Origin of the sequence: Myxococcus sp. MISCRS1, from assembly GCF_026626605.1 — a bacterium.
GTDB lineage: Bacteria > Myxococcota > Myxococcia > Myxococcales > Myxococcaceae > Myxococcus > Myxococcus fulvus.
Genome location: NZ_JAPNKB010000001.1, coordinates 2,481,993 through 2,499,725 on the forward strand (window position 1 = coordinate 2,481,993; position 17,733 = coordinate 2,499,725).

Sequence of the window (17,733 nt, forward strand, 5' to 3'; positions counted from 1 at the left end):
ATGTCTCCCAATGATGGAGGCGCTCGTGCCGAGGATGCGGTCACAACGGTTGTCACGAGAGCCAGCGGAGCGGGGACGGTGGTGGCGCCCGGTGGTGCTCGGGTTGCTCTTGAGCGGGGCTGCTGGCTGCGAAGGAACCCTCTCCAACCCGGAGGGCCCCGGTGGAGGCCCCGGTCCCGGCAATCCCCCGCCCCCCGCCGTCGAGAAGCCCGCCCCTTCCGTGCGGATGGCGCGCCTGACGCACGTGCAGTGGACCCACAGCGTGCAGGAGCTGCTCCGCCTGGACGCGCCGCCCACAACGCTCGCGGGCACCTTCCGCGCGGACCCCGCCCAGAGCGGCTTCCTCTTCGACAACGATGCGCGCGCCCTCTCCGTCGACGAGGCCCTCTGGGGCGCCTACCAGCGCGCCGCCGCGGAGCTCGCCGGACAGGTGACGACGGACGCGGCGAAGCTCGCGCGCCTGGTGCCCGCGTCGACCGCCACCGGTGCAGCGCGCGCCCGCGCCTTCGTGGAGTCCTTCGGCCTGCGCGCGCACCGGCGCCCGCTGACGCCCGATGAGGTGGAGAGCTACCTCGAGCTGTACCGCAAGGGGCCCCAGGCCTACGCGGACATGGCGGCCTTCGAGGGGGGCCTCCGGCTGGTCATCGAGGCCTTCCTCCAGTCGCCCCACTTCCTCTACCGCGTGGAGCGCAGCACCCAGGCCGTGCAGGACCGGGTGCCGCTCGACGACTACGAGGTGGCCTCGCGGCTGAGCTATGGCCTGTGGAACGCGATGCCGGACGACACCCTGTTCGCCGCCGCGAGCGAGGGCACCCTGCACTCGCGCGAGGGCGTCGCCACCCAGGCCAGGCGCATGCTCCAGGACGCGCGCTCGAACAAGGTGGTGGAGGCCTTCCACCGCACCCTCTTCGACGTGCCCCGCTATGCCGCCATCCGGCCCTCGCTCACGCGCTATCCCCAGGTGACCGAGCGGCTCGGCGAGTACGCGGCCCGGGAGACCAGCCTCTTCGTCCAGGACGTCGTCTTCTCCCGCAAGGGCGGCTACAGCGACCTGCTCACCTCGCCGTCCACCTTCGTCAACGACGAGCTGGCGCGCGTCTACGGGCTGAGCGGCGCGTTCACCGCCGACTTCGTCCCCGTGACGCTCGACTCGCGCGAGCGCAAGGGCGTGCTCACCCAGGTGGGCTTCCTGGCCTCGCACGCGACGTCGGTGGACCCGGACCCCATCCACCGCGGCGTCTTCGTCTCCGAGCGCATCATCTGCCGGAAGATTGGCGCGCCGCCGGCCAACATCCCGCCGCTCCCCGCCCCCCAGGGCCGCACCAATCGCGAGGTCGTCGCCTCGCACACCGAGGCGCCGGGGAGCGCGTGCGCCAGCTGCCACTCGCACCTCATCAACCCGCTCGGCTTCCCGTTCGAGAACTTCGACGCCATCGGCGGCTTCCGCACCACGGACAACGGGCATCCGGTGGACGCCAGCTCGACGCCCAACATCAACGGGGAGACGGTGCCGGTGCGCGACGCGCTGGATTTGGCGGACGCGCTCGCGGCCAATGAGTCGGTGCACGCGTGCTACGCGAAGCACTGGGTGGAGTACCTCCACGGGCGCCCGTCCGCCCACGAGGACGCGCCGCTGGTGGAGCGGCTCGGGAAGCTGTCGAAGGCGGGCAACCTGTCCATCGTCGACCTGGTCGTGGAGGTCGTCACCAGCGAGGGCTTCGTGAATCGCCACCCGGAGGAGCTGCCATGAAGCTGAGTCGCCGGATGGTGTTGAAGGGCCTGGGCGGGACGATGCTGAGCCTGCCGCTCCTCGAGGGGTTGATGCCGAGGACCGCCCTCGCGGCGGACCCGGTGGTGCGGCCGTACGCCATCTTCTTCCGACAGGCCAACGGCGTCGCCTCGGCCCAGACGACGTCGGAGCTGGGCGCGGAGCCGGAGCGCTTCTGGCCGCGCACCCTGGGGGCGCTCACCGCGGACAGCATGGCCGGGCGGGCCGTGGGCGTGCTCGAGGCCCACCGCGCGCACCTGCTGCTCGTGCGCAACGTCAACATGCGGGACTACAACTACGGGGACGGCCACGCCCGCGGCGCCATGCAGGGGCTGACCGCGCGGGGCCCCGTGGTGGAGGGCGCGGGCGGCGGCTCCGAGTCCGCGGGCGAGTCCATCGACCACCGCATCGGCCGCGAGCTCAACCCGCAGCAGCGTGACTCGCTCGTGTTCTACGCGGGCCGGCGGGGCGGCTGGCTCGGGGGGCCCTGCCTGTCCTACCGGAGCAGCAACGTGCGCCGGGCCGCGCTGCATGACCCGTGGAATGCGTACCAGACGATGATTGGCGGACCGGGGGGACTGACGCCCGAGGCTCGCGAGCAGCTGCTCGTCCGGCAGCGCAGCGTGAACGATTTGGTGAAGGCCCAGCTCCAGTCGCTCAAGCAGCGGCCCGAGCTGAGCGCGTCCGACCATGAGCGCGTGGACCTGCACCTGTCGAACGTCCGGGACCTGGAGGTCGCCCTGAGCTGCCGCATGCGCGCGGACCAGGAGCTCATCCTCCAGCAGCAGGCCCCCGGCTACGACAGCACGGACGGCACCGAGGTGCTCGCCACCGCCCGGCTGCACATGGACATCGCGGTGATGGCGATGGCGTGCGGCACCAACCGCGCGGCCGTCATCCAGGTGGGCAACGGCAACGACGGCGACACGCGCTACCGCAACCCGGAGACGGGGCAGTTGATGGAGAACTTCCATTACGTGTCCCACCGGCGCACGTCGCACGACGCCAGCGGCGGCATCATCACGGGCTCGGACCTGCTGCACCACCACGTGGACGTGCAGTTCGCGAGCACCTTCAAGCACCTGCTGGACAAGCTGGCGGCCTACCAGATGCCGGACGGCAAGCGGCTCATCGAGCACGGCGTGTCGGTCTGGTACAACGACCTGGGCAACGGGCCGGCCCACTCGGCGCGCAATGTGCCCTTCGTCCTGGCGGGCAGCTGCAATGGCTTCCTCAAGCAGGGCGTCTACGTCGAGGCGTCGGGCGGCGGCAATCCCAACCACAACCGGATGCTGAACACGATTGGCACCGCCGTGGGTTTGAGGAACGCGGCCGGCGGGAACCTGGACGACTTCGGCGACCCGGCGCTCACCAAGGGCGTGCTCTCCGAGCTCATCGCATGAGGCGTTGATGGCGGCCTGCTCCCGTGCTTCGCGCTGGAGCAGGTCGTCGAGCGAGGCCGTGGCGCTGGGGCAGGCGCACGCTGCTGACACACCCTGTCAGCACCCCTCGGGCACAACCTGGGGATGCACGCACCCCAGCGACGTACGCCCCGCCCATTCACCCTCTCCATTTCCGACGCCGAGCTGGATGACCTCCGCGCGCGGCTGAAGGCCACCCGCTTCCCCGCGACGGTCGAAGGCGTCGGCTGGGACGATGGCACCGATGCCGAGCTGCTCCGGCGGTTCGTCACCCACTGGGCGGAGCGGTTCGACTGGCGCGCCGCCGAGCAGCGCCTCAACGCGGTTCCTCAATTCATCGAGGAGGTCGACGGCGAGCGAGTCCACTTCGTCCATGCACCGGGTCAGGGCGGGACGCGCGTCCCCATCGTCCTGGCCAATGGCTGGCCCTCGAACTTAGTCGAGTTCCTGCCGCTCATCCCGCTGCTCACCGCCGAGCGCAACGGGGTGTCGTTCGACGTCATCATCCCCTCGCTGCAGGGCTTCGGCTTCTCGGGCCGGCCGACGAAGCGGGGAATGAACATGAGCCGCATGGGTCATCTCTGGGCGGAGCTGATGACCCGGGTGGGCTACGAGAAGTTCCTCGTGGCGTGCTCGGACCTGGGCTCGGGGGTCTGCTTCAGCCTGGTCCGCAACCACCCCGGCCGACTCCTGGGCGCGCACTACCTCAACGTCTTCTCGGGGTACCCGCGGCCCCAGGCGCCGACGCCCGAGGAGGTGGACTACTTCCGGCGCGTCGACCTGTGGACCGCCACGCAGAGCGCCTACGTCATGATTCACGGCACCAAGCCGCAGACACTCGCCGTCGGCCTCAACGACTCACCTGCGGGCCTGGCGTCGTGGATCCTCGAGAAGTTCCACGGCTGCAGCCACCTGCGGGACGGCCGCCTCGAGTCGGTCTACTCGCTCGACGACCTGTGCACCCTGCTCTCCGTCTACTGGTTCACCCAGACGATTGGCTCATCGGTCCGGCTGTACAAGGAGGCCTTCGCCGACCAGGAGCTGCTGGCGCCGATGCCCCGCCATGACGTGAAGCAGGGCGTCCTGGTGCCCGCCGACGTCGACAACCCCGCGCCGCGCGCCTGGGGCGAACGGCACCTGCAGAACCTCGTCCACTGGACCGAGGCGCGGCTGGCCGGGCACTTCCCGGCGCTCGAGGCTCCGGAGCACTACGCGGCCGACCTCCGCGCGTTCCATGGCACCATCCGGTGAGCCCCGGGCGCGCATGGACAAGACCGAACGCCTCTTCGCAGTCATGGACGCACTTCGCCGGCACCGCCGCCCCGTCACCGCGGCGGCGCTGGCCGAGGAACAGGGGGTGTCCCTGCGCACGCTCTATCGCGACGTGCGGACACTCATCGGTCTTGGCGCGCCCATCGTGGGCGAGGCGGGCGTGGGCTACATGCTGAAGCCGGGCTTCTTCCTGCCGCCGCTGATGTTCACGGCCGAGGAGCTGGAGGCGCTGGTGCTCGGCTCCCGCTGGGTGGAGGCCCAGCCGGATGCCGGCCTCGCCGGGGCGGCGCGCAATGCCCTGGCCAAGATCGCCACCGCCTCGCCCGAGGACTTGCGCGACCGGATGAACGACACCGGGCTCTGGCCCATCCTGATGCGCGGCGGGGCCGCGCCCGTCCCGGTGCTCGGCCTGGTGCGCCGGGCCATTCGCGAGGAGAAGGCGCTCCTCATCGTGTATGCCGACGAGAAGGGCCAGCCGAGCCAGCGCGACATCTGGCCCGTGCAGCTCGCGTTCCACGAGGGCAAACAGCTCGTCGCCGCCTGGTGCTGCCTGCGCCAGGCCTTCCGCCATTTCCGCGTCGACCGCATCACCGCGGCCTCGGCGACGGAGGCCCGCTACGGCCGCCCCCGGTCCGTGCTCGCGCGGGAATGGCGGGAGGAATGGAAGCGCCTGTATCCCGATTGAGCGCGGCCACCTGCGTGAGGCGCGGTTCCTTGCGCATCCCTGGGGGAAAGAACCACCAGACGCGACTGCGGACACGCCCCCGGGTCCCGCCCCTCTGCCGAGGGCGGCGTGAAGCTACCGGTTTCGTGGCGGCGCGTTCGCGTTGTCCATGTCCGAGACGATCAGCCACGGCCCACCGGGTGCACGACGCAGGGTGAGGGTGAACTTCCCCGTGTCGTCGGCTTTGTTGCCGTAGCCGTATGCGCCGATGATGTAGCCACTCGTCTCTTCAGCGGCAAACGCGAGCGCGCGCAGTTGCAATGGCCCGCCGGCCTGCCCCTCATAGGCGGCTCGAATGGCCGCACGACCACGGACAGGCGGGCGATTGCTCTGCAGTACGAACCCGTCCTCCGCGAACAGCGAGGCAAGCGCAGCCGCGTCGCCCGCGCGCCATGCACGCTCATAGTCGCGCAGCACGCGGTCCAACGCAGGTGGCAGTGCGACCTCGGGGAGGCGCACGGCCGCGGCGGGAGCAGGAGCGCTCTGAGCCAGGATGGGCTCGGTCACCAGCATCGAGCCAAGGACGACCCACGGAAGACGATAGCGGCGCATGGACCTCGGGCTCTGGTGGATGTCGAGCTGGGGAGACGCCCTTACTTCGGCGCCACCGTCTTGGTCGCCGTCTTCACCGTCGTCACGGTCTTTGTCGTCGCCTTCGTCGTCGACGTCTTCGTGACTGTCGTTGTCGCCTTCGAGGCCGCCGCCGCCTCGGCCGTCGACACCACGCCATTCGAATCAAAGCCCTTCATGAAGAGCGCGACGACCGCAAGAACAGACAAGACACCTGCCAGTTGTTTCATACGACCTCCTGTCGACAGCGTGTCATGTGGAACCCGGGAAATCAAGGAGAGGAGCCGTCCGAGACCTACTCCCAAGGCGCAAGCGGATTGCGTGGGAACCAGAAGAAGAACCACGCCAGGACACCTGCGCAGAATGTCAGCGTGGCCCCGCGCGGCAGTTTCGAGAGCGCCAGCGCCGACAGGATGCATTGGCCTGGCATAAACAGCAGCATGTAGAACGGATAGGTCACGCGCACGTGCGCGACCAGGAGGAAGAGCAGGTACGGGACCCCCACCAGCAGCGAGGAGAGGAGCGCCAGCGGCTGTCGCGCCCGGATGTCCGGCCACACGAGCGGAATGGCGAGCCAGATGAACAGCAGAATGACCAGGTTGGGCTGGTCCATGTACTGCAGGACATCTCGTGGGATGCTGCCGTCCTCGGACTGGATGGACGTGACGAAATACGGCGAGTTCGGGAACCCCGAGAACCAACGCAGCGGATGCACGCTGTCGCTCATTCCCGGCGAACCGAGGGTCTGATGATAGCTCGCCATGCTGGCGAGGTGATGCAGCGGGCTGGGAAAGGCTTGATACACGAGGTCGTAGAGCCCCAGTCCCGCGAGAAAGGTCAGGGCCGCGGGGATGCCGACGCTGAGACCGACCCGTGTCGTGACCGCCAGCGCGGCCTTGGAGTACCACCGCTCCTGGCTGAGCAGGACGTAGAGGACCAGCGCGATGAACACCATCGCCACCACGCCCTTGGCCAGCATGCCAACGCCGAGCGCGAGTCCAGCGAGCCACCACCTCTGGCCCGTGAACAAGTAGACGCCCAGCATCGCGAAGAAGAACGCCGGGATGTCGAGCATGGCGATCGACGAGTGGACGAACCAGAGGTTCTCGAAGCCGAGCAGGAAGGCGGCGAGGAGCGCGACACGGCCGTCCGTGAGCCTCCGCGCGAGGAGGTAGAGCAGCACCAGCGTGAAGCTGCCCGCGAAGACGGAGGGCAGGCGCCAGCCGAATCCCCGGTCACCGAACGCCTGGATGCTGAGTGCGATGAGAACCTTGGCCAGAGGCGGGTGCTCCTCGTTGCATCCCGTCCCGGCCATCAGACACCTGGCCGCCGGTACGTAGTGCGCCTCGTCGAAGACATAGGACAGGGTCGGCTGATCGATGATGAGCAGGTGAAGCAGCAGGACCCCCGCCACGAGCGCCACGAGTGCCCAGCCCTCGCTGGACGTCGAGGGCTTCGGCGGCGTCGAGCCATCCCACCGACGCATCTTGAGACTCCATCGAGAAGGTGCGTCCATGATTGATGGCCGGAGGATACTCACGGACCTGTCTGAAGCGAGCACGAAGGACGGCGCCACCGGGCCCTGAGACACGGCTCGAAATGGACTCTTCCCCGAGTATCGGAGGAGCTATCCTGGCGCGATGCGAAGCACCGACCTCGACCTCTACGCTCCGATTCCGCGCGGGCATCGCGTCCGCCTGATGGGCCTGAAACGCCCAGGCAGCTTCCTGGTGGGTCCCGTCGACGTCACCCTCGTCATCGACCTCACCACGGGCACGTACTACATCCCCCACGCGCTGTTCCCCGACTTCCAGACCTGCACCTCGCCGGAGATGCTCGACGCGCTGATCCACTCGGGCAAATGGGGCATCACCTACACCTACGAAGGGGAAGTGCTCACCTCGGCGGTGACCCTCAAGGAAGCAGGCAAGTACAACTACGCCGTGACCCGGCTGTTCGTCTCCCCGTGAGCTCCTTGGAAGACCTCGCGGGGGCCTGACTCAGCGCAGCGGCAATCCCAGCCGCATGGCCAGGAAGGACTGCATCACGTCGGCCGCGGCCTGGGTGTACTCGTCCGTCATGCGGCCATGAAGGTAGAAGGACATCCGGAGGCTCGCGGTGCCGAACTCCACCGCCAGCGCCGCGATGTCCGGCGCCCCCCGCGGGATGTCGATGCCGTGCGTCGCGAGCAGGTTGCGCGCGAGCGTGCCGAGCCGCGCGATGGTGGACTCGAACGCGCGGAAGCTCACATCCGAGACCGGCCCGCTCAGCAGGACCACCTGCGCCGCCGGATGCGCGCGGTAGAAGTCCGCCGCCGCATGCACCATGCGCGTCATCGGCTCCTGCCAGTCCTTGGCCCCCAGCAGGCTCTGGGCATAGGTCGTCAGGTGCGCTTCCAGCGCCGCCAGCTGGCGCTCCGCGAGCTCGTTGAGCAGGGCCTGGGGGGTCGGAAAGAACTTGTAGATGGTCGACCGCGGGTACTCCAGACGCTCCGCCAGCGTCGGAATCGAGAACGCCGAGAGCCCTGATTCGAGCAGCAGCTCCTCCGCCGCCTGGAGCACGGCATCGACCCGGACCTTGGCGCGCTGCTGCTGCGGCTTGCGCGCCACGAAGTCGGGGCGGGGGGCGGATTGACGCGCATCGTCAGCCATGGCTCGTGACTCCATTGCGTTCGTCGCGGACGCGAAGTCGGCACCGCGGGTTCTTCCACGCCAGGGTTCGCTCGACAACCCAGCGCTCGCCGCCAGGTCTCTCCTCAAACTCGCCCCCAGAGGCCTCGTCTGGCCCTGACGGTCGCCCATTGCCAATAGGCGACAAATGTCGCCCAAAGGCACTTTCGCGACAAATGTCCCCTTTAAGGGACAAATGTGAACTACTCTCATACCGAGCGTGCGGCTCGAAAGCTGGCGTCTTCGAGCCCGCGTCCCCCCGGTCGGAGAGAGGCCCCATCCGACCGCCCACCGGACGCCAGGAGGAGGGACTTCATGGCGGCACGTCTGACTCGAAGCGTTCTCGTCGCGATGTGTTGTGTCTTTGCCGGCAGCACACCGGCGGCAGCCCAATCCGACCTGCTCGGCAGCAAGCGCGGCGGGCACTACTGGTTCGAGTTCTGTACTGGCAGGTCCGATGCGACGCCCCTACCGGCGGATCCACGCTCGCTCGTGACGCCGACGTCGAACAAGAACGTCGTCTTCAACGTGGGATGGAACTCGTGCATGAACCGCACGCCGCAGACGTGTGGCGAGCTGCGGTCGGTCAACGCGGCGGGAGGGCGGCTGCTCGGGGGAAATGGAGACCCCGACGCCGGCTGGGAGTTCAGCGGCCACTCCGCGTGGAGTCTCTGGTCGATGTCCGCGGCCCAGTACAACGCGCTGTGGCTCAGGTGGGGCCTGCCGTTCCGCCCTTCTGACTTCGACAACCTCGTCGCCGAGCGTTACGGCGTCCCGCTCAGCCAGCAGCGCAATCCGTATCCCCTCCCCTTCGAGGACCCGAACCGCACGAACGGAGGCTCCGGCCAGTTGCCGATGGCCCTGACGCAGACACGCAACGCCGACGGCTCGTGGAGCGGGCAGATTGGCGTCACGTGTTCGGTCTGTCACAGCGGCCAGATTGGCAAGGCGAGCGACGGCGCGGGCCTGGGGGCGCTGCACGGCACCAACGGCCTCACCGACGCGACCCTGTTCCTGGGCGAGCTGGGCGGCCTCAACCCCGCCTTCACCATTGCCTCCCTGAACCGCATCCGCGGCACGGGCAACATCACCAACTTCCAGCTCTTCGCCCTGCTCACCCTCTTCGACCCCGACGGGACGATTCCCGGCGTCATCCTCAATCCGAGCATCTGGGCCGCCGGCTCGACGGGCACGGAGGACCCGCCGAACTGGTGGAACCTCGGGCACCGGCCGGTGAAGTTCTACGACGCCGGGATGAGCAGCGACGCCACGCGCATCGAGCTCTCCTGGTACATGCCGGGCGCCGCGCTGCCGACCTACCAGGGCGGCTACGAGTGGATCCTCGAGAATGAGTACCAGGCGAACACCTGGATGCTCGGGCTGAAGTCGCCGGCCTACCCGCTGCCGGTCAACACGGCGCTCGCGCAGCAGGGGTCGGTCCTGTTCCACACGCTCGACCTGTGGGCGCCGAGCCGAAACAACCCGGTCGCGAAGCCGCAGCAGGCCGGCAACGGCTCGTGTGCGAGCTGCCACGGCGCCTATGCGCCCCGCTACGTGAACGACCCGAGCTTCCTCGCCACTCCGTTGTTCGAGGGCATGGCGGCCAACGTCACGCCCATCGACATCATCGACACCGATGACGCCCGGATGCTCGCCAACGACGGCGCCGTCGAGACCCAGGCGAAGTACAGCTTCTTCGGCTACAACGGGCAGGAAGGCTGCGCCGAGAAGTACAACATGATCGGCTATCTCGCGCAGCCGCTCTACGGCATCTGGGCGTCCGGCCCGTACTTCCACAACGGCTCGGTGCCCGACCTCTGGAGCCTGCTCAAGTCGTCGGACCGACCGCGCATCTGGCGTCGCAAGTCGAAGCCGGCGAGGTTCGGCGTGGTGATGGGCTTCGAGACCGACCTGGCGAAGGGCTATGACCAGGGCAAGGTCGGGTGGAAGTACGACACGATTCCGTGCAGCTACCTGACCTTCTCGCCGTTCAACCACTGCAACCCGTGGGACCCGAACGAGACGCCGCTCATCGAGGGCGGGCTGTCGCTGCTGTACGGCAACGGCGCGCTGGCCTGGAACCTCCTGGGCAGCATCGTGGCCCCGAGCTTCACGAACTCGGACATCGAGGACCGGAAGATCTACAACACCCGGATGTTCAGCCAGTCGAACTCGGGCCACACGTTCACCGACGTGCTGACCGACGCGGAGCGCACCGCGCTCATCGAGTACATGAAGACGCTGTGAGCCTCACGCTGGAGCGTGGCGGGGATTCGCTCGCCACGCTCCGGGGAGTGGCCCCCGCGGCGCTCCCCTTCGAGGCCTCGCGAGCGCATCCATTCAGGGGTCCGGGCCAAGGCGAGGCCCATGGTCGTGGCGCCTCATGAGGGGCCGCTCCCCTGGGGGCTGGCGCGACGGGCCATGGCGGCTTCACGCGCGTCCGGGAAGGCACGCTCGATGCTGGCGTCCAGCAGCGAGAGCTGTCGCTCCAGTTCGGCGCGCCGGAAGGGGGGCGCCACGCGCAGCAGATCCTCCAGCAGGAAGCGCAGGCGCCGGACGACCTGGACGGAGCGCTCGCCATACTGGCGAAGCTCGTCGATGGCGAGCCGGAGGTAGGCGCTCCAGTCCGGGCGCGGGCAGAGCAGTCGGAGCGCGCCCTCCTCATCTTTGCGTGACGGGGCGGGAAAGCGCCGATGGACCATGCGCCGCAGCAGGTCATGGAGCTGGTCGATGGCCTGCACGGCCGTGGTGGGGTCATTGATGCCCGGAGAGAGGGCCCGCTCCGCGACGTCGACGAGTTGGCGGAAGCCGAACGCGGTGTCCTGCTGGAGCGTCCGCTCGGGGCCGACGACCACGGCCTCCGTCAAGGCCTTCACGTCGAGCTTCGCGGCGTCTCCCCACACCTCGAAGAGCGGGCCGCCGTGGGGGATGAAGTCACCCATCATCGGCAGCAGGGCCAGCAGGACGTCGGCCTCCCGGGCACAGGCCAGCAGACGTGACTCGTCGATGACGACGAGGACCCCGGACGGCCCGTCATGGGGGACGAGAAGTGATGCGGGCGCCACGGGTCGCTCCAGGCGCCCCTCCTCCGCGTCCTGGCCGATGCCCTCCGGGTACATCCGCTCCAGGGTGCGGCAGGTCTCCTGACGGATGCGCTCGAGGATGACCACGGCGCGGATGGACTGGGCGACATGGTGGATGAAGTAGATGAACGTCGCCACGCAGAGCAGCGCGAGGACGACGGCGAGCCAGACCGAGAGCGAGGGCACGTAGCCCTCGTTGCCCCGCCATTCCGTCGCGCCTCGGACGCCTCGCAGCGTCAGCAGGGCGTAGACGAACGTCCCCACGAAGATGCCGAGGGCGAGCTGACTCCGCCGGTCCCCCAGGAAGGTGCGCATCACGCGCGGAGAGAACTGATTGCTGGCCTGCTGGAGGACGAGGATGGTGACGGAGAACACGAGGCCCGCGAACGTCATCATCGAGGAGGCCACCGCGGTGAGGACCGAGCGGGCGCCCTCCGGCCCGCCTCGAAAGAGGTACCAGGCGTGCTCCGTCTGCTCCAGTCGCGAGTCGATGGCCTGGGCGAGGTAGGAGAAGCCGATGGCTCCCACGACACACAGCGCGGGCACCAGCCAATAGCTCATGTTCAGCCGCTCGGTGAGGCGTGCGAATCGAGGCGTCATGATGGTCGCGACGAGCACCGGGCCGCGGACGCGGCGCCGCGAGCCCGGCTGGCGGGAGGAGGCTCGGTCTTCCTGGTCGACTCCGGCAATAGTGGGCACGCCTCATCGGGACGGAAGGGACCGCGGCCCGCCAGACAGGAGGCGACAGGGCTCCGTCGGGGCACCGTCAGGCGACCATGCGCCAGGCCTGTCGGCGCGCGTGTGCCCCTGAGCCGCGGAACGCTCCTTGACCCGCCGAGGGGTCAGAAGAGGCTGACCTGCTGATACAGCAGGCCCGAGAACCCGGCCCGAGCCCACGGCTCAGCCATACAGCTCGCTCAGCGGCCCCGGCGCGATGCGCGTGCTGCCCTCCTGACCGAAGGTGTTGAAGTCCGCGTCTCCGAACGCGTGGCCGAGCGTGTTGAAGAGGTTGGAGACCTGCCGGTTCCGCGTCGCGTCGTACTTCGGGTACACGACGGTGCGCCCGTCGGTCTTCAGGCCCAGCGCGTTGCCGCCCACCACGAGCTTGGGCCACTCCCGCGAGGTCGAGTGGTGCTGCTCGCCGTTGTCGGACATGAAGACGATGGCGGTGTGGTCCAGCATCGACCCGCTCGCGCCAATCTCCGGCGTGGCGGCCAGCGTCCTCGCCAGGTTCGCCACCAGCTGCACGTGGCGGCGGGTGACCTCGGCGACGCGGTCCCAGTTCTGCCCCGCGTCCAGGCCGTGCTGCAGGCTGTGTCGCGCGACGTCGGCCACGTCCGCGCCGTAGGCCACGTCGAAGCCCGAGCTTCCCGTCGCCAGCACCACCGTGTTCGTCAATCCACCCAGCAGCGACGCCGTGGCGATCTGGAACTGCGCCTCGAACCACTTCAGCGAGTCGGGCGGTGAGCCCGCGCCGGTGATGAGCGGGTTGTCCTTCGGCGCCGGCGGCAGGTACGGCCGCACGCGGTCCGCCATGCCCGCGAGCTGGTCCTCGCGCGTGCGCAGCGACTCGAGCGAGGAGAGGTAGCGCTCCAGCTTCAGCCGCTCGTTGGAGTTGCCCTTGAACTCCGCCAGCGCCTTTCGCGAGTCGGCCAGCGCGAAGTCGAAGAGCATCTTCCTGTCCCGCCCGTTCGTCGAGCCACCGAGCAGCGAGCCGAAGGTGCTGTCGAACGCGAGCGACGGGTTCACGATGATGCCAGCGGGCTTGCGAGGCCCCAGCGCGCACGTCTCGTACACAATCGACACGCGCGCGGAGCTGGTGCCCAGGCGCAGCACGTCGAACGGGGCCCCCCGGCGCAGGCGAGGCGCGATCACCGCGTCGAAGGTCGCGCCCGCGCCGTTCACCGCGCAGCTCAGCGCCCCCGTCCCGCTGGAGTGCCCGCCGCCCGCGATGAGGCTGGAGAGCCCCAGCAGCACGGCGGAGCGGTTTACCAGATCAATGTTGCCGGAGGACGCCGCCAGCGGTCCGAGACAGGTCGCGGTGGCGAGATTGTCGCCTTCACGCACCAGCGCCGTGTCCTTGTACGCGTCCCAGAAGATGCGGTCGGTGGTGTTGGCGCGCCCCCCCAGCGCCGCGCGGGTGCCCGCGCTCAGGAGCGCGCGGGGATAGACGCCGTTGCACTCGAGCACCAGCACCAGGCGCGCCGGCGGCTTCGACGACGACTGGGCGTAGACGTCGTGGAAGTAGGGCGCGAAGAGGCCGGCGGCCATGCCCTTCAGGACGGTTCGTCGCGAGAACATGGCGGTCACTCTCCAGCCCGCGGCACGCGCCGCGTCTTCCAGGTGTCACTGGTCATCAGCGTGGTCAGCATCTTGGAGAACGAGCCGTTGTTCTGGTCATAGGCCTGCTCCATCTGCGTCAGCGTGCAGGCGTCGCTCGGGTTCTCCGGGCGCCCCATGAAGTAGCGGAAGGTCTGTCGCAGGAAGCAGCGCTTCACGTGCCGCGAGGTCGCCAGGCGCTCGCTCAGCTCCACCGCGTCGCGCACCGGGCCGTCCAGCGCGGGGTCCGGCATCGACGTGAGCGTCGAGCTGCCGTCCGGCGTCGTCCACCCTCCGCTCGTCGAATGGTCCCGCGCGCGCAGGAAGCCCGCGTGGTTGTAGATTTCGAACGGCAGGCCGAGCGGCTCCATCAGGCGGTGACAGCCCTGGCACTGCGCGCCGGCGGTCGCCTCCTGGAGGCGGCGGCGCGCGTTCTTGTCGGGAGCGTGGGCGCCGACCTGGGCCGCCACCTGCACGGTGCTCAGCGGAGGGACGAAGCCACACAGGAGGTTCTCCCGCACCCACTTGCCGCGGTGGACGATGGACGGGTCGTCCTCGAAGTTGCCGCCGTGCGCGGCCAGCCACACCGGGTGGGTCAGCACGCCCGCCCGCTCGGTGGCGGGCAGCGTCTTCCAGCGGCCCGCGACGGTCGCCGGGAGGATCTCACTGACGTTGTAGGGATGCGACAGGCCCTTGTGCGAGTCATAGGCCGCGTTCTGCATGGAGGGCACGTAGAAGGTACGCGTGGTGAGCAGGTTCGCCAGCACGTCCTTGTCCTCGACGACCACCCGGGCAATCAGGTCGTCGAACTGCTGGATGAAGGTCGGCTCCAGCGGATGGAAGTTGGTGAGCAGGTTGTCGTAGGAGACGGAGCTGATGTAGCCGAGCCCCTCGATTTCGAAGCGCGAGGTCGCCGCCGGGGACTCCTTGAACACCCCCGCCACGTGCCCGTAGCCGAGCCACTCGCGGAAGAAGCCCGCGACGCCGTCCCCCAGCCAGTACTGTCCACGCTTGGCGCGCTGCTCCTCGTTGTAGTCCTGCACCAGGTCGAAGCGCGGGGTCCCGTTCTGGTTGGCGTCGACGCCGCCCAGGTACTTCTGGATGAGCGCGGTGGTCGTCGCATCCTGCGTGAGCGAGCCATCCTTCGCGGCCGTGGCCACGTCCGCCAGGTGCCCTTCCAGGGGCGCGGAGTAGTGCGGCCACACGAAGCTCGGCGTGGCCGAGGGGGCGCGCCCTCCCAGGGCGTAGGCCAGCTGAGAGCCCAGCTCGAGGCCGGTCAGCTCCACGCGGCCGTCCACCGGCTCGCCGCCCATCTCGCGGCGGAACAGGGCGCCGGTCATCATCCACGCGGCGTTGGAGATGCGCGTGATGGAGTCCGCCCGGATTTGCGCGGACTTGCTCGGCTCCTGCGCGATGACCTCGGTCGCGAAGGCGGTGAGGCGGGTGAGCTCATCCTCGGTGGGCGGGCGGAAGAAGACGCCGAACTCGAGCATCTGGCCCAGGTGGAAGCGCTTGCAGGTGTCGCTCGGGTTCGCGTCGTTGAACATGCAGCTGAAGCGGCTGTTGGTGAAGACGCGCTCCATCCGGTTGCCGTCCGGGTAGTTCATCGTCCACGGCGAGGCGGCCTCGCCGACGACCGGCAGGAACAGCTCCACCGTGGCTTCGTCCAGCGTCTCGTCCGTGGCCCAGGAGCTGTACTGCTCGATGGCGCTGGGGTCGAGCGGGTTGTCGTAGAAGCTGAACCCCGTCCAGCTGCGCTCGACCGAGCCACCGACGTTGCGGGTGAACTCGCGCCGGTTCATGCGGCGGATGCGCGTCGGCGCATCCGAGCGCACGCCCGCGGTGCAGCTGAAGAGCGTGGACTGGTCGAGCAGGTTGGGCTCGGCCACCTCCGTCACGGGCGGGCCCCCCGTGCCATTGCAGAGAGGCATCCCCTCCCCTATCCAGGTCTCGAGCGCGGTGAGCTCGGCGGTGCTCGCGCGCGCATGCGGCGCCGGCGGCATCGGAGACGCGTTGTCACGCATGCGAATGAGCGCTCGTTCGGCGTTGCTGAGCCGCCCGTCCATCGACGAGCTCACCCGCATGTCGTGCAGGGTGCGCAGCGGCATCGTCGCCCCCTGGCTCGGCATCGCGCCGTGACAGCTGGCGCAGCGCTCGGCGAGCACCGTCTGCACCACGCACGCGGCGGCCTGGTTCCCTCCGGGCCCACCATCAGGGTCACCTGGGTTGTGGGGGCCTGCGTCGGGGGTGTCGTTGGGCCCGTTGGAAGAGCCCTTGCACGCAACGAGGCTCAACAGTCCGGCCAGCAAGAGGACGCGGTTCATGCGGCCAGACTGGCACGGACGGCGGGTGGGATAGCAAGCAAGCTCTGCAAAGCAGGCTCAGCTCCGTGAAGCGGCTCGCGTCCAACGCGACGGGCCCGGCGCGAGGAAACGCACCGGGCCCGCCGTCATGTTTCACGATGTGGCGAGGTGCTTCAGGCGCCGAGCGCCACGTTCTCCAGCACGCCCAGCGCGTCGGGGACGAGCACGGCGGCGGAGTAGTAGGTGCTCACCAGGTACTGGGTGAGGGCCTGGTCGTTGATGGCCATGCGCTTGACGGTGAGGCTCGCCTCCACTTCATCCGGGATGCCCGCGTTGTGCAGGCCCACCACGCCCTGGTCCTCCTGGCCGGTGCGCATGGCGATGATGGACGTCGTGTTCTCCCGGCTGATGGGCAGCTTGTCGCACGGGAGGATGGGCACCCCGCGCCACGCCTGGAACTTCGCCCCGCCCACGTCCACCACCGTCGGGTACAGGCCGCGCCTGGTGCACTCCCGGCCGAACGCCGCGATGGCGCGCGGGTGCGCCAGGAAGTAGCGCGTCTTGCGACGGCGCGTCACCAGCTCGTCCATGTCGTCCGGCGTCGGCGGCCCCGAGCGCGTGTTGAGGCGCTGCTTGAGGTCCGCGTTGTGCAGCAGGCCGAACTCCGGGTTGTTGATGAGCTCCCACTCCTTGCGCTCCTTCAGCGCCTCGATGGTCAGCCGCAGCTGCTCCTGCGTCTGGTTCATCGGGTCGTTGAAGATGTCCGACACGCGGGTGTGCACGCGAAGGATGGTCTGCGCCACGCTCAGCTCGTACTCGCGCGGCTTGAGCTCGTAGTCCACGAAGCCACCCTGCAGCACGGGCTCGCCGTGGTGGCCGGCCGACATCGGGATGGCCGCCTGCCCCGCCTTGTCCTGGGGCTTCTTGAGCTTCGCCTTGTAGCCGTCCACGTGCGCCTTGAGCGCCGGGGACTGGACGATGAGCGCCTCGAACACGTCCTGCGGCAGCGCCATCACCGTGCAGGCCGTGAGCGCCTTGACGGTGAAGGGCCACACGTCGTTGGACTCCACCACCGCCTGGTCGCCGAAGTGGTCGCCGTCCGCCAGCGTGTCCAGCACCAGCGGGTCGCCGTACTTGCCCTTCGAGAGCTTCTGCGCCTTGCCGTGCGCGATGAGGAACACCTGGTGCGCGGACGTGCCCGCCTCCACGATGACGTCCCCGGCCTTGTACTGCTGCTGGGTGAAGCGTCCCGCCAGCGTGCGGATGAGCAGGTCATCCGCGTCCTGGAAGCCCCGCATCAGCGGCAGCTTCAGCAGCTCCTGCGGAATCACCTCCACCTTGACGCCGATGTTGCTGAAGTTCAGCCGGTCGTCGCCCGCCGCGTACGTCAGCCGCCGGTTGACGCGGTACGTGCCGCCCGACACCTGCACCCACGGCAGGATGCTCAAGAGGTAGCGGGGCGAAATGCCCTGCATCACCGGCTGCGTCTTCGTCGTCGTCGCCAGCTGCCGCGCGCCGGCCGTGCTCAGGCTGGTGCCCTCGTGGGCCGTCAGCTCTCTGTCTGGATTCGCCATGAAGTCGTCCTCCTTGGTCCGGATGCGACG

The 17,733-nt window shown here is 69.0% G+C and carries 14 protein-coding genes; 6 read left to right on the forward strand and 8 right to left on the reverse strand.

The window, feature by feature from the left end; genetic code table 11:
- The first annotated feature begins 49 nt into the window (after nt 1-49).
- The 4 genes from OWM54_RS09500 (at nt 50) to OWM54_RS09515 (ending at nt 5,146) form a co-directional block, all read left to right on the forward strand.
- Entirely contained in the window at nt 50-1,750 is a 1,701-nt protein-coding gene (locus tag OWM54_RS09500) for a DUF1592 domain-containing protein (RefSeq protein WP_267697259.1), read from the forward strand.
- A complete protein-coding gene (locus tag OWM54_RS09505) occupies nt 1,747-3,171 on the forward strand; it encodes a DUF1552 domain-containing protein (RefSeq protein WP_267697260.1) in 1,425 nt (474 codons plus the stop codon). Before OWM54_RS09500 ends, OWM54_RS09505 begins: the two co-directional genes overlap by 4 nt.
- Before the next feature lie 123 nt (nt 3,172-3,294).
- Nucleotides 3,295-4,440 carry an epoxide hydrolase family protein gene (locus OWM54_RS09510; protein ID WP_267697261.1) on the forward strand — a complete coding sequence of 382 codons (1,146 nt, stop codon included), beginning with the start codon at nt 3,295-3,297 and terminating at the stop codon, nt 4,438-4,440.
- 13 nt (nt 4,441-4,453) lie between these two features.
- Nucleotides 4,454-5,146 (forward strand): helix-turn-helix transcriptional regulator, encoded by a 693-nt coding sequence (locus OWM54_RS09515; protein WP_248546906.1) that lies wholly within the window; start codon nt 4,454-4,456, stop codon nt 5,144-5,146.
- 114 nt (nt 5,147-5,260) lie between these two features.
- Here OWM54_RS09515 and OWM54_RS09520 read toward each other — a convergent pair whose 3' ends face one another.
- From OWM54_RS09520 to OWM54_RS09530, 3 genes are all read right to left on the reverse strand, one after another.
- Nucleotides 5,261-5,737 (reverse strand): YybH family protein, encoded by a 477-nt coding sequence (locus tag OWM54_RS09520; RefSeq protein ID WP_267697262.1) that lies wholly within the window; start codon nt 5,735-5,737, stop codon nt 5,261-5,263.
- 41 nt (nt 5,738-5,778) lie between these two features.
- Nucleotides 5,779-5,985, reverse strand: a complete 207-nt coding sequence (locus OWM54_RS09525; RefSeq protein WP_153882715.1) for a hypothetical protein — start codon at nt 5,983-5,985, stop codon at nt 5,779-5,781.
- A gap of 65 nt (nt 5,986-6,050) precedes the next feature.
- Nucleotides 6,051-7,241, reverse strand: a complete 1,191-nt coding sequence (locus tag OWM54_RS09530) for a glycosyltransferase family 39 protein (protein WP_267697263.1) — start codon at nt 7,239-7,241, stop codon at nt 6,051-6,053.
- A gap of 154 nt (nt 7,242-7,395) precedes the next feature.
- Here OWM54_RS09530 and OWM54_RS09535 point away from each other — a divergent pair, with 154 nt between their 5' ends.
- Nucleotides 7,396-7,725 (forward strand): hypothetical protein, encoded by a 330-nt coding sequence (locus tag OWM54_RS09535; RefSeq protein ID WP_141332079.1) that lies wholly within the window; start codon nt 7,396-7,398, stop codon nt 7,723-7,725.
- A 30-nt stretch (nt 7,726-7,755) separates the two neighbouring features.
- On the opposite strand, the gene OWM54_RS09540 is transcribed toward OWM54_RS09535, so the two are convergent.
- The gene (locus OWM54_RS09540; protein ID WP_267697264.1) at nt 7,756-8,406 is read right to left on the reverse strand and encodes a TetR/AcrR family transcriptional regulator; all 651 of its coding nucleotides are present in this window, start codon (nt 8,404-8,406) and stop codon (nt 7,756-7,758) included.
- Nucleotides 8,407-8,739: 333 nt separating this feature from the next.
- On the opposite strand from OWM54_RS09540, the gene OWM54_RS09545 reads away from it, so the two are divergent.
- On the forward strand, nt 8,740-10,671 hold the full coding sequence (locus tag OWM54_RS09545) for a hypothetical protein (protein WP_267697265.1): 1,932 nt from the start codon (nt 8,740-8,742) through the stop codon (nt 10,669-10,671).
- A 134-nt stretch (nt 10,672-10,805) separates the two neighbouring features.
- On the opposite strand, the gene OWM54_RS09550 is transcribed toward OWM54_RS09545, so the two are convergent.
- The 4 genes from OWM54_RS09550 to OWM54_RS09565 form a co-directional block, all read right to left on the reverse strand.
- The gene (locus OWM54_RS09550; RefSeq protein WP_267697266.1) at nt 10,806-12,107 is read right to left on the reverse strand and encodes a DUF2254 domain-containing protein; all 1,302 of its coding nucleotides are present in this window, start codon (nt 12,105-12,107) and stop codon (nt 10,806-10,808) included.
- A gap of 300 nt (nt 12,108-12,407) precedes the next feature.
- Nucleotides 12,408-13,808: a DUF1552 domain-containing protein gene (locus OWM54_RS09555; protein ID WP_267697267.1), complete on the reverse strand. Its 1,401-nt coding sequence runs from the start codon at nt 13,806-13,808 to the stop codon at nt 12,408-12,410.
- A gap of 5 nt (nt 13,809-13,813) precedes the next feature.
- On the reverse strand, nt 13,814-16,150 hold the full coding sequence (locus OWM54_RS09560; RefSeq protein WP_223785956.1) for a DUF1588 domain-containing protein: 2,337 nt from the start codon (nt 16,148-16,150) through the stop codon (nt 13,814-13,816).
- A gap of 152 nt (nt 16,151-16,302) precedes the next feature.
- Nucleotides 16,303-17,703 (reverse strand): family 2B encapsulin nanocompartment shell protein, encoded by a 1,401-nt coding sequence (locus OWM54_RS09565; protein WP_267697268.1) that lies wholly within the window; start codon nt 17,701-17,703, stop codon nt 16,303-16,305.
- Nucleotides 17,704-17,733: the final 30 nt, after the last annotated feature.

Coding starts and splice junctions, on each gene's coding strand:
- OWM54_RS09565 (WP_267697268.1), bottom strand. CDS start 17,703: ATGGCGAATCCAGACAGAGAGCTGACGGCCCACGAGGGCACCAGCCTG.
- OWM54_RS09535 (WP_141332079.1), top strand. CDS start 7,396: ATGCGAAGCACCGACCTCGACCTCTACGCTCCGATTCCGCGCGGGCAT.
- OWM54_RS09550 (WP_267697266.1), bottom strand. CDS start 12,107: ATGACGCCTCGATTCGCACGCCTCACCGAGCGGCTGAACATGAGCTAT.
- OWM54_RS09510 (WP_267697261.1), top strand. CDS start 3,295: ATGCACGCACCCCAGCGACGTACGCCCCGCCCATTCACCCTCTCCATT.
- OWM54_RS09530 (WP_267697263.1), bottom strand. CDS start 7,241: ATGCGTCGGTGGGATGGCTCGACGCCGCCGAAGCCCTCGACGTCCAGC.
- OWM54_RS09560 (WP_223785956.1), bottom strand. CDS start 16,150: ATGAACCGCGTCCTCTTGCTGGCCGGACTGTTGAGCCTCGTTGCGTGC.
- OWM54_RS09525 (WP_153882715.1), bottom strand. CDS start 5,985: ATGAAACAACTGGCAGGTGTCTTGTCTGTTCTTGCGGTCGTCGCGCTC.
- OWM54_RS09515 (WP_248546906.1), top strand. CDS start 4,454: ATGGACAAGACCGAACGCCTCTTCGCAGTCATGGACGCACTTCGCCGG.
- OWM54_RS09505 (WP_267697260.1), top strand. CDS start 1,747: ATGAAGCTGAGTCGCCGGATGGTGTTGAAGGGCCTGGGCGGGACGATG.
- OWM54_RS09520 (WP_267697262.1), bottom strand. CDS start 5,737: ATGCGCCGCTATCGTCTTCCGTGGGTCGTCCTTGGCTCGATGCTGGTG.
- OWM54_RS09555 (WP_267697267.1), bottom strand. CDS start 13,808: ATGTTCTCGCGACGAACCGTCCTGAAGGGCATGGCCGCCGGCCTCTTC.
- OWM54_RS09540 (WP_267697264.1), bottom strand. CDS start 8,406: ATGGCTGACGATGCGCGTCAATCCGCCCCCCGCCCCGACTTCGTGGCG.
- OWM54_RS09545 (WP_267697265.1), top strand. CDS start 8,740: ATGGCGGCACGTCTGACTCGAAGCGTTCTCGTCGCGATGTGTTGTGTC.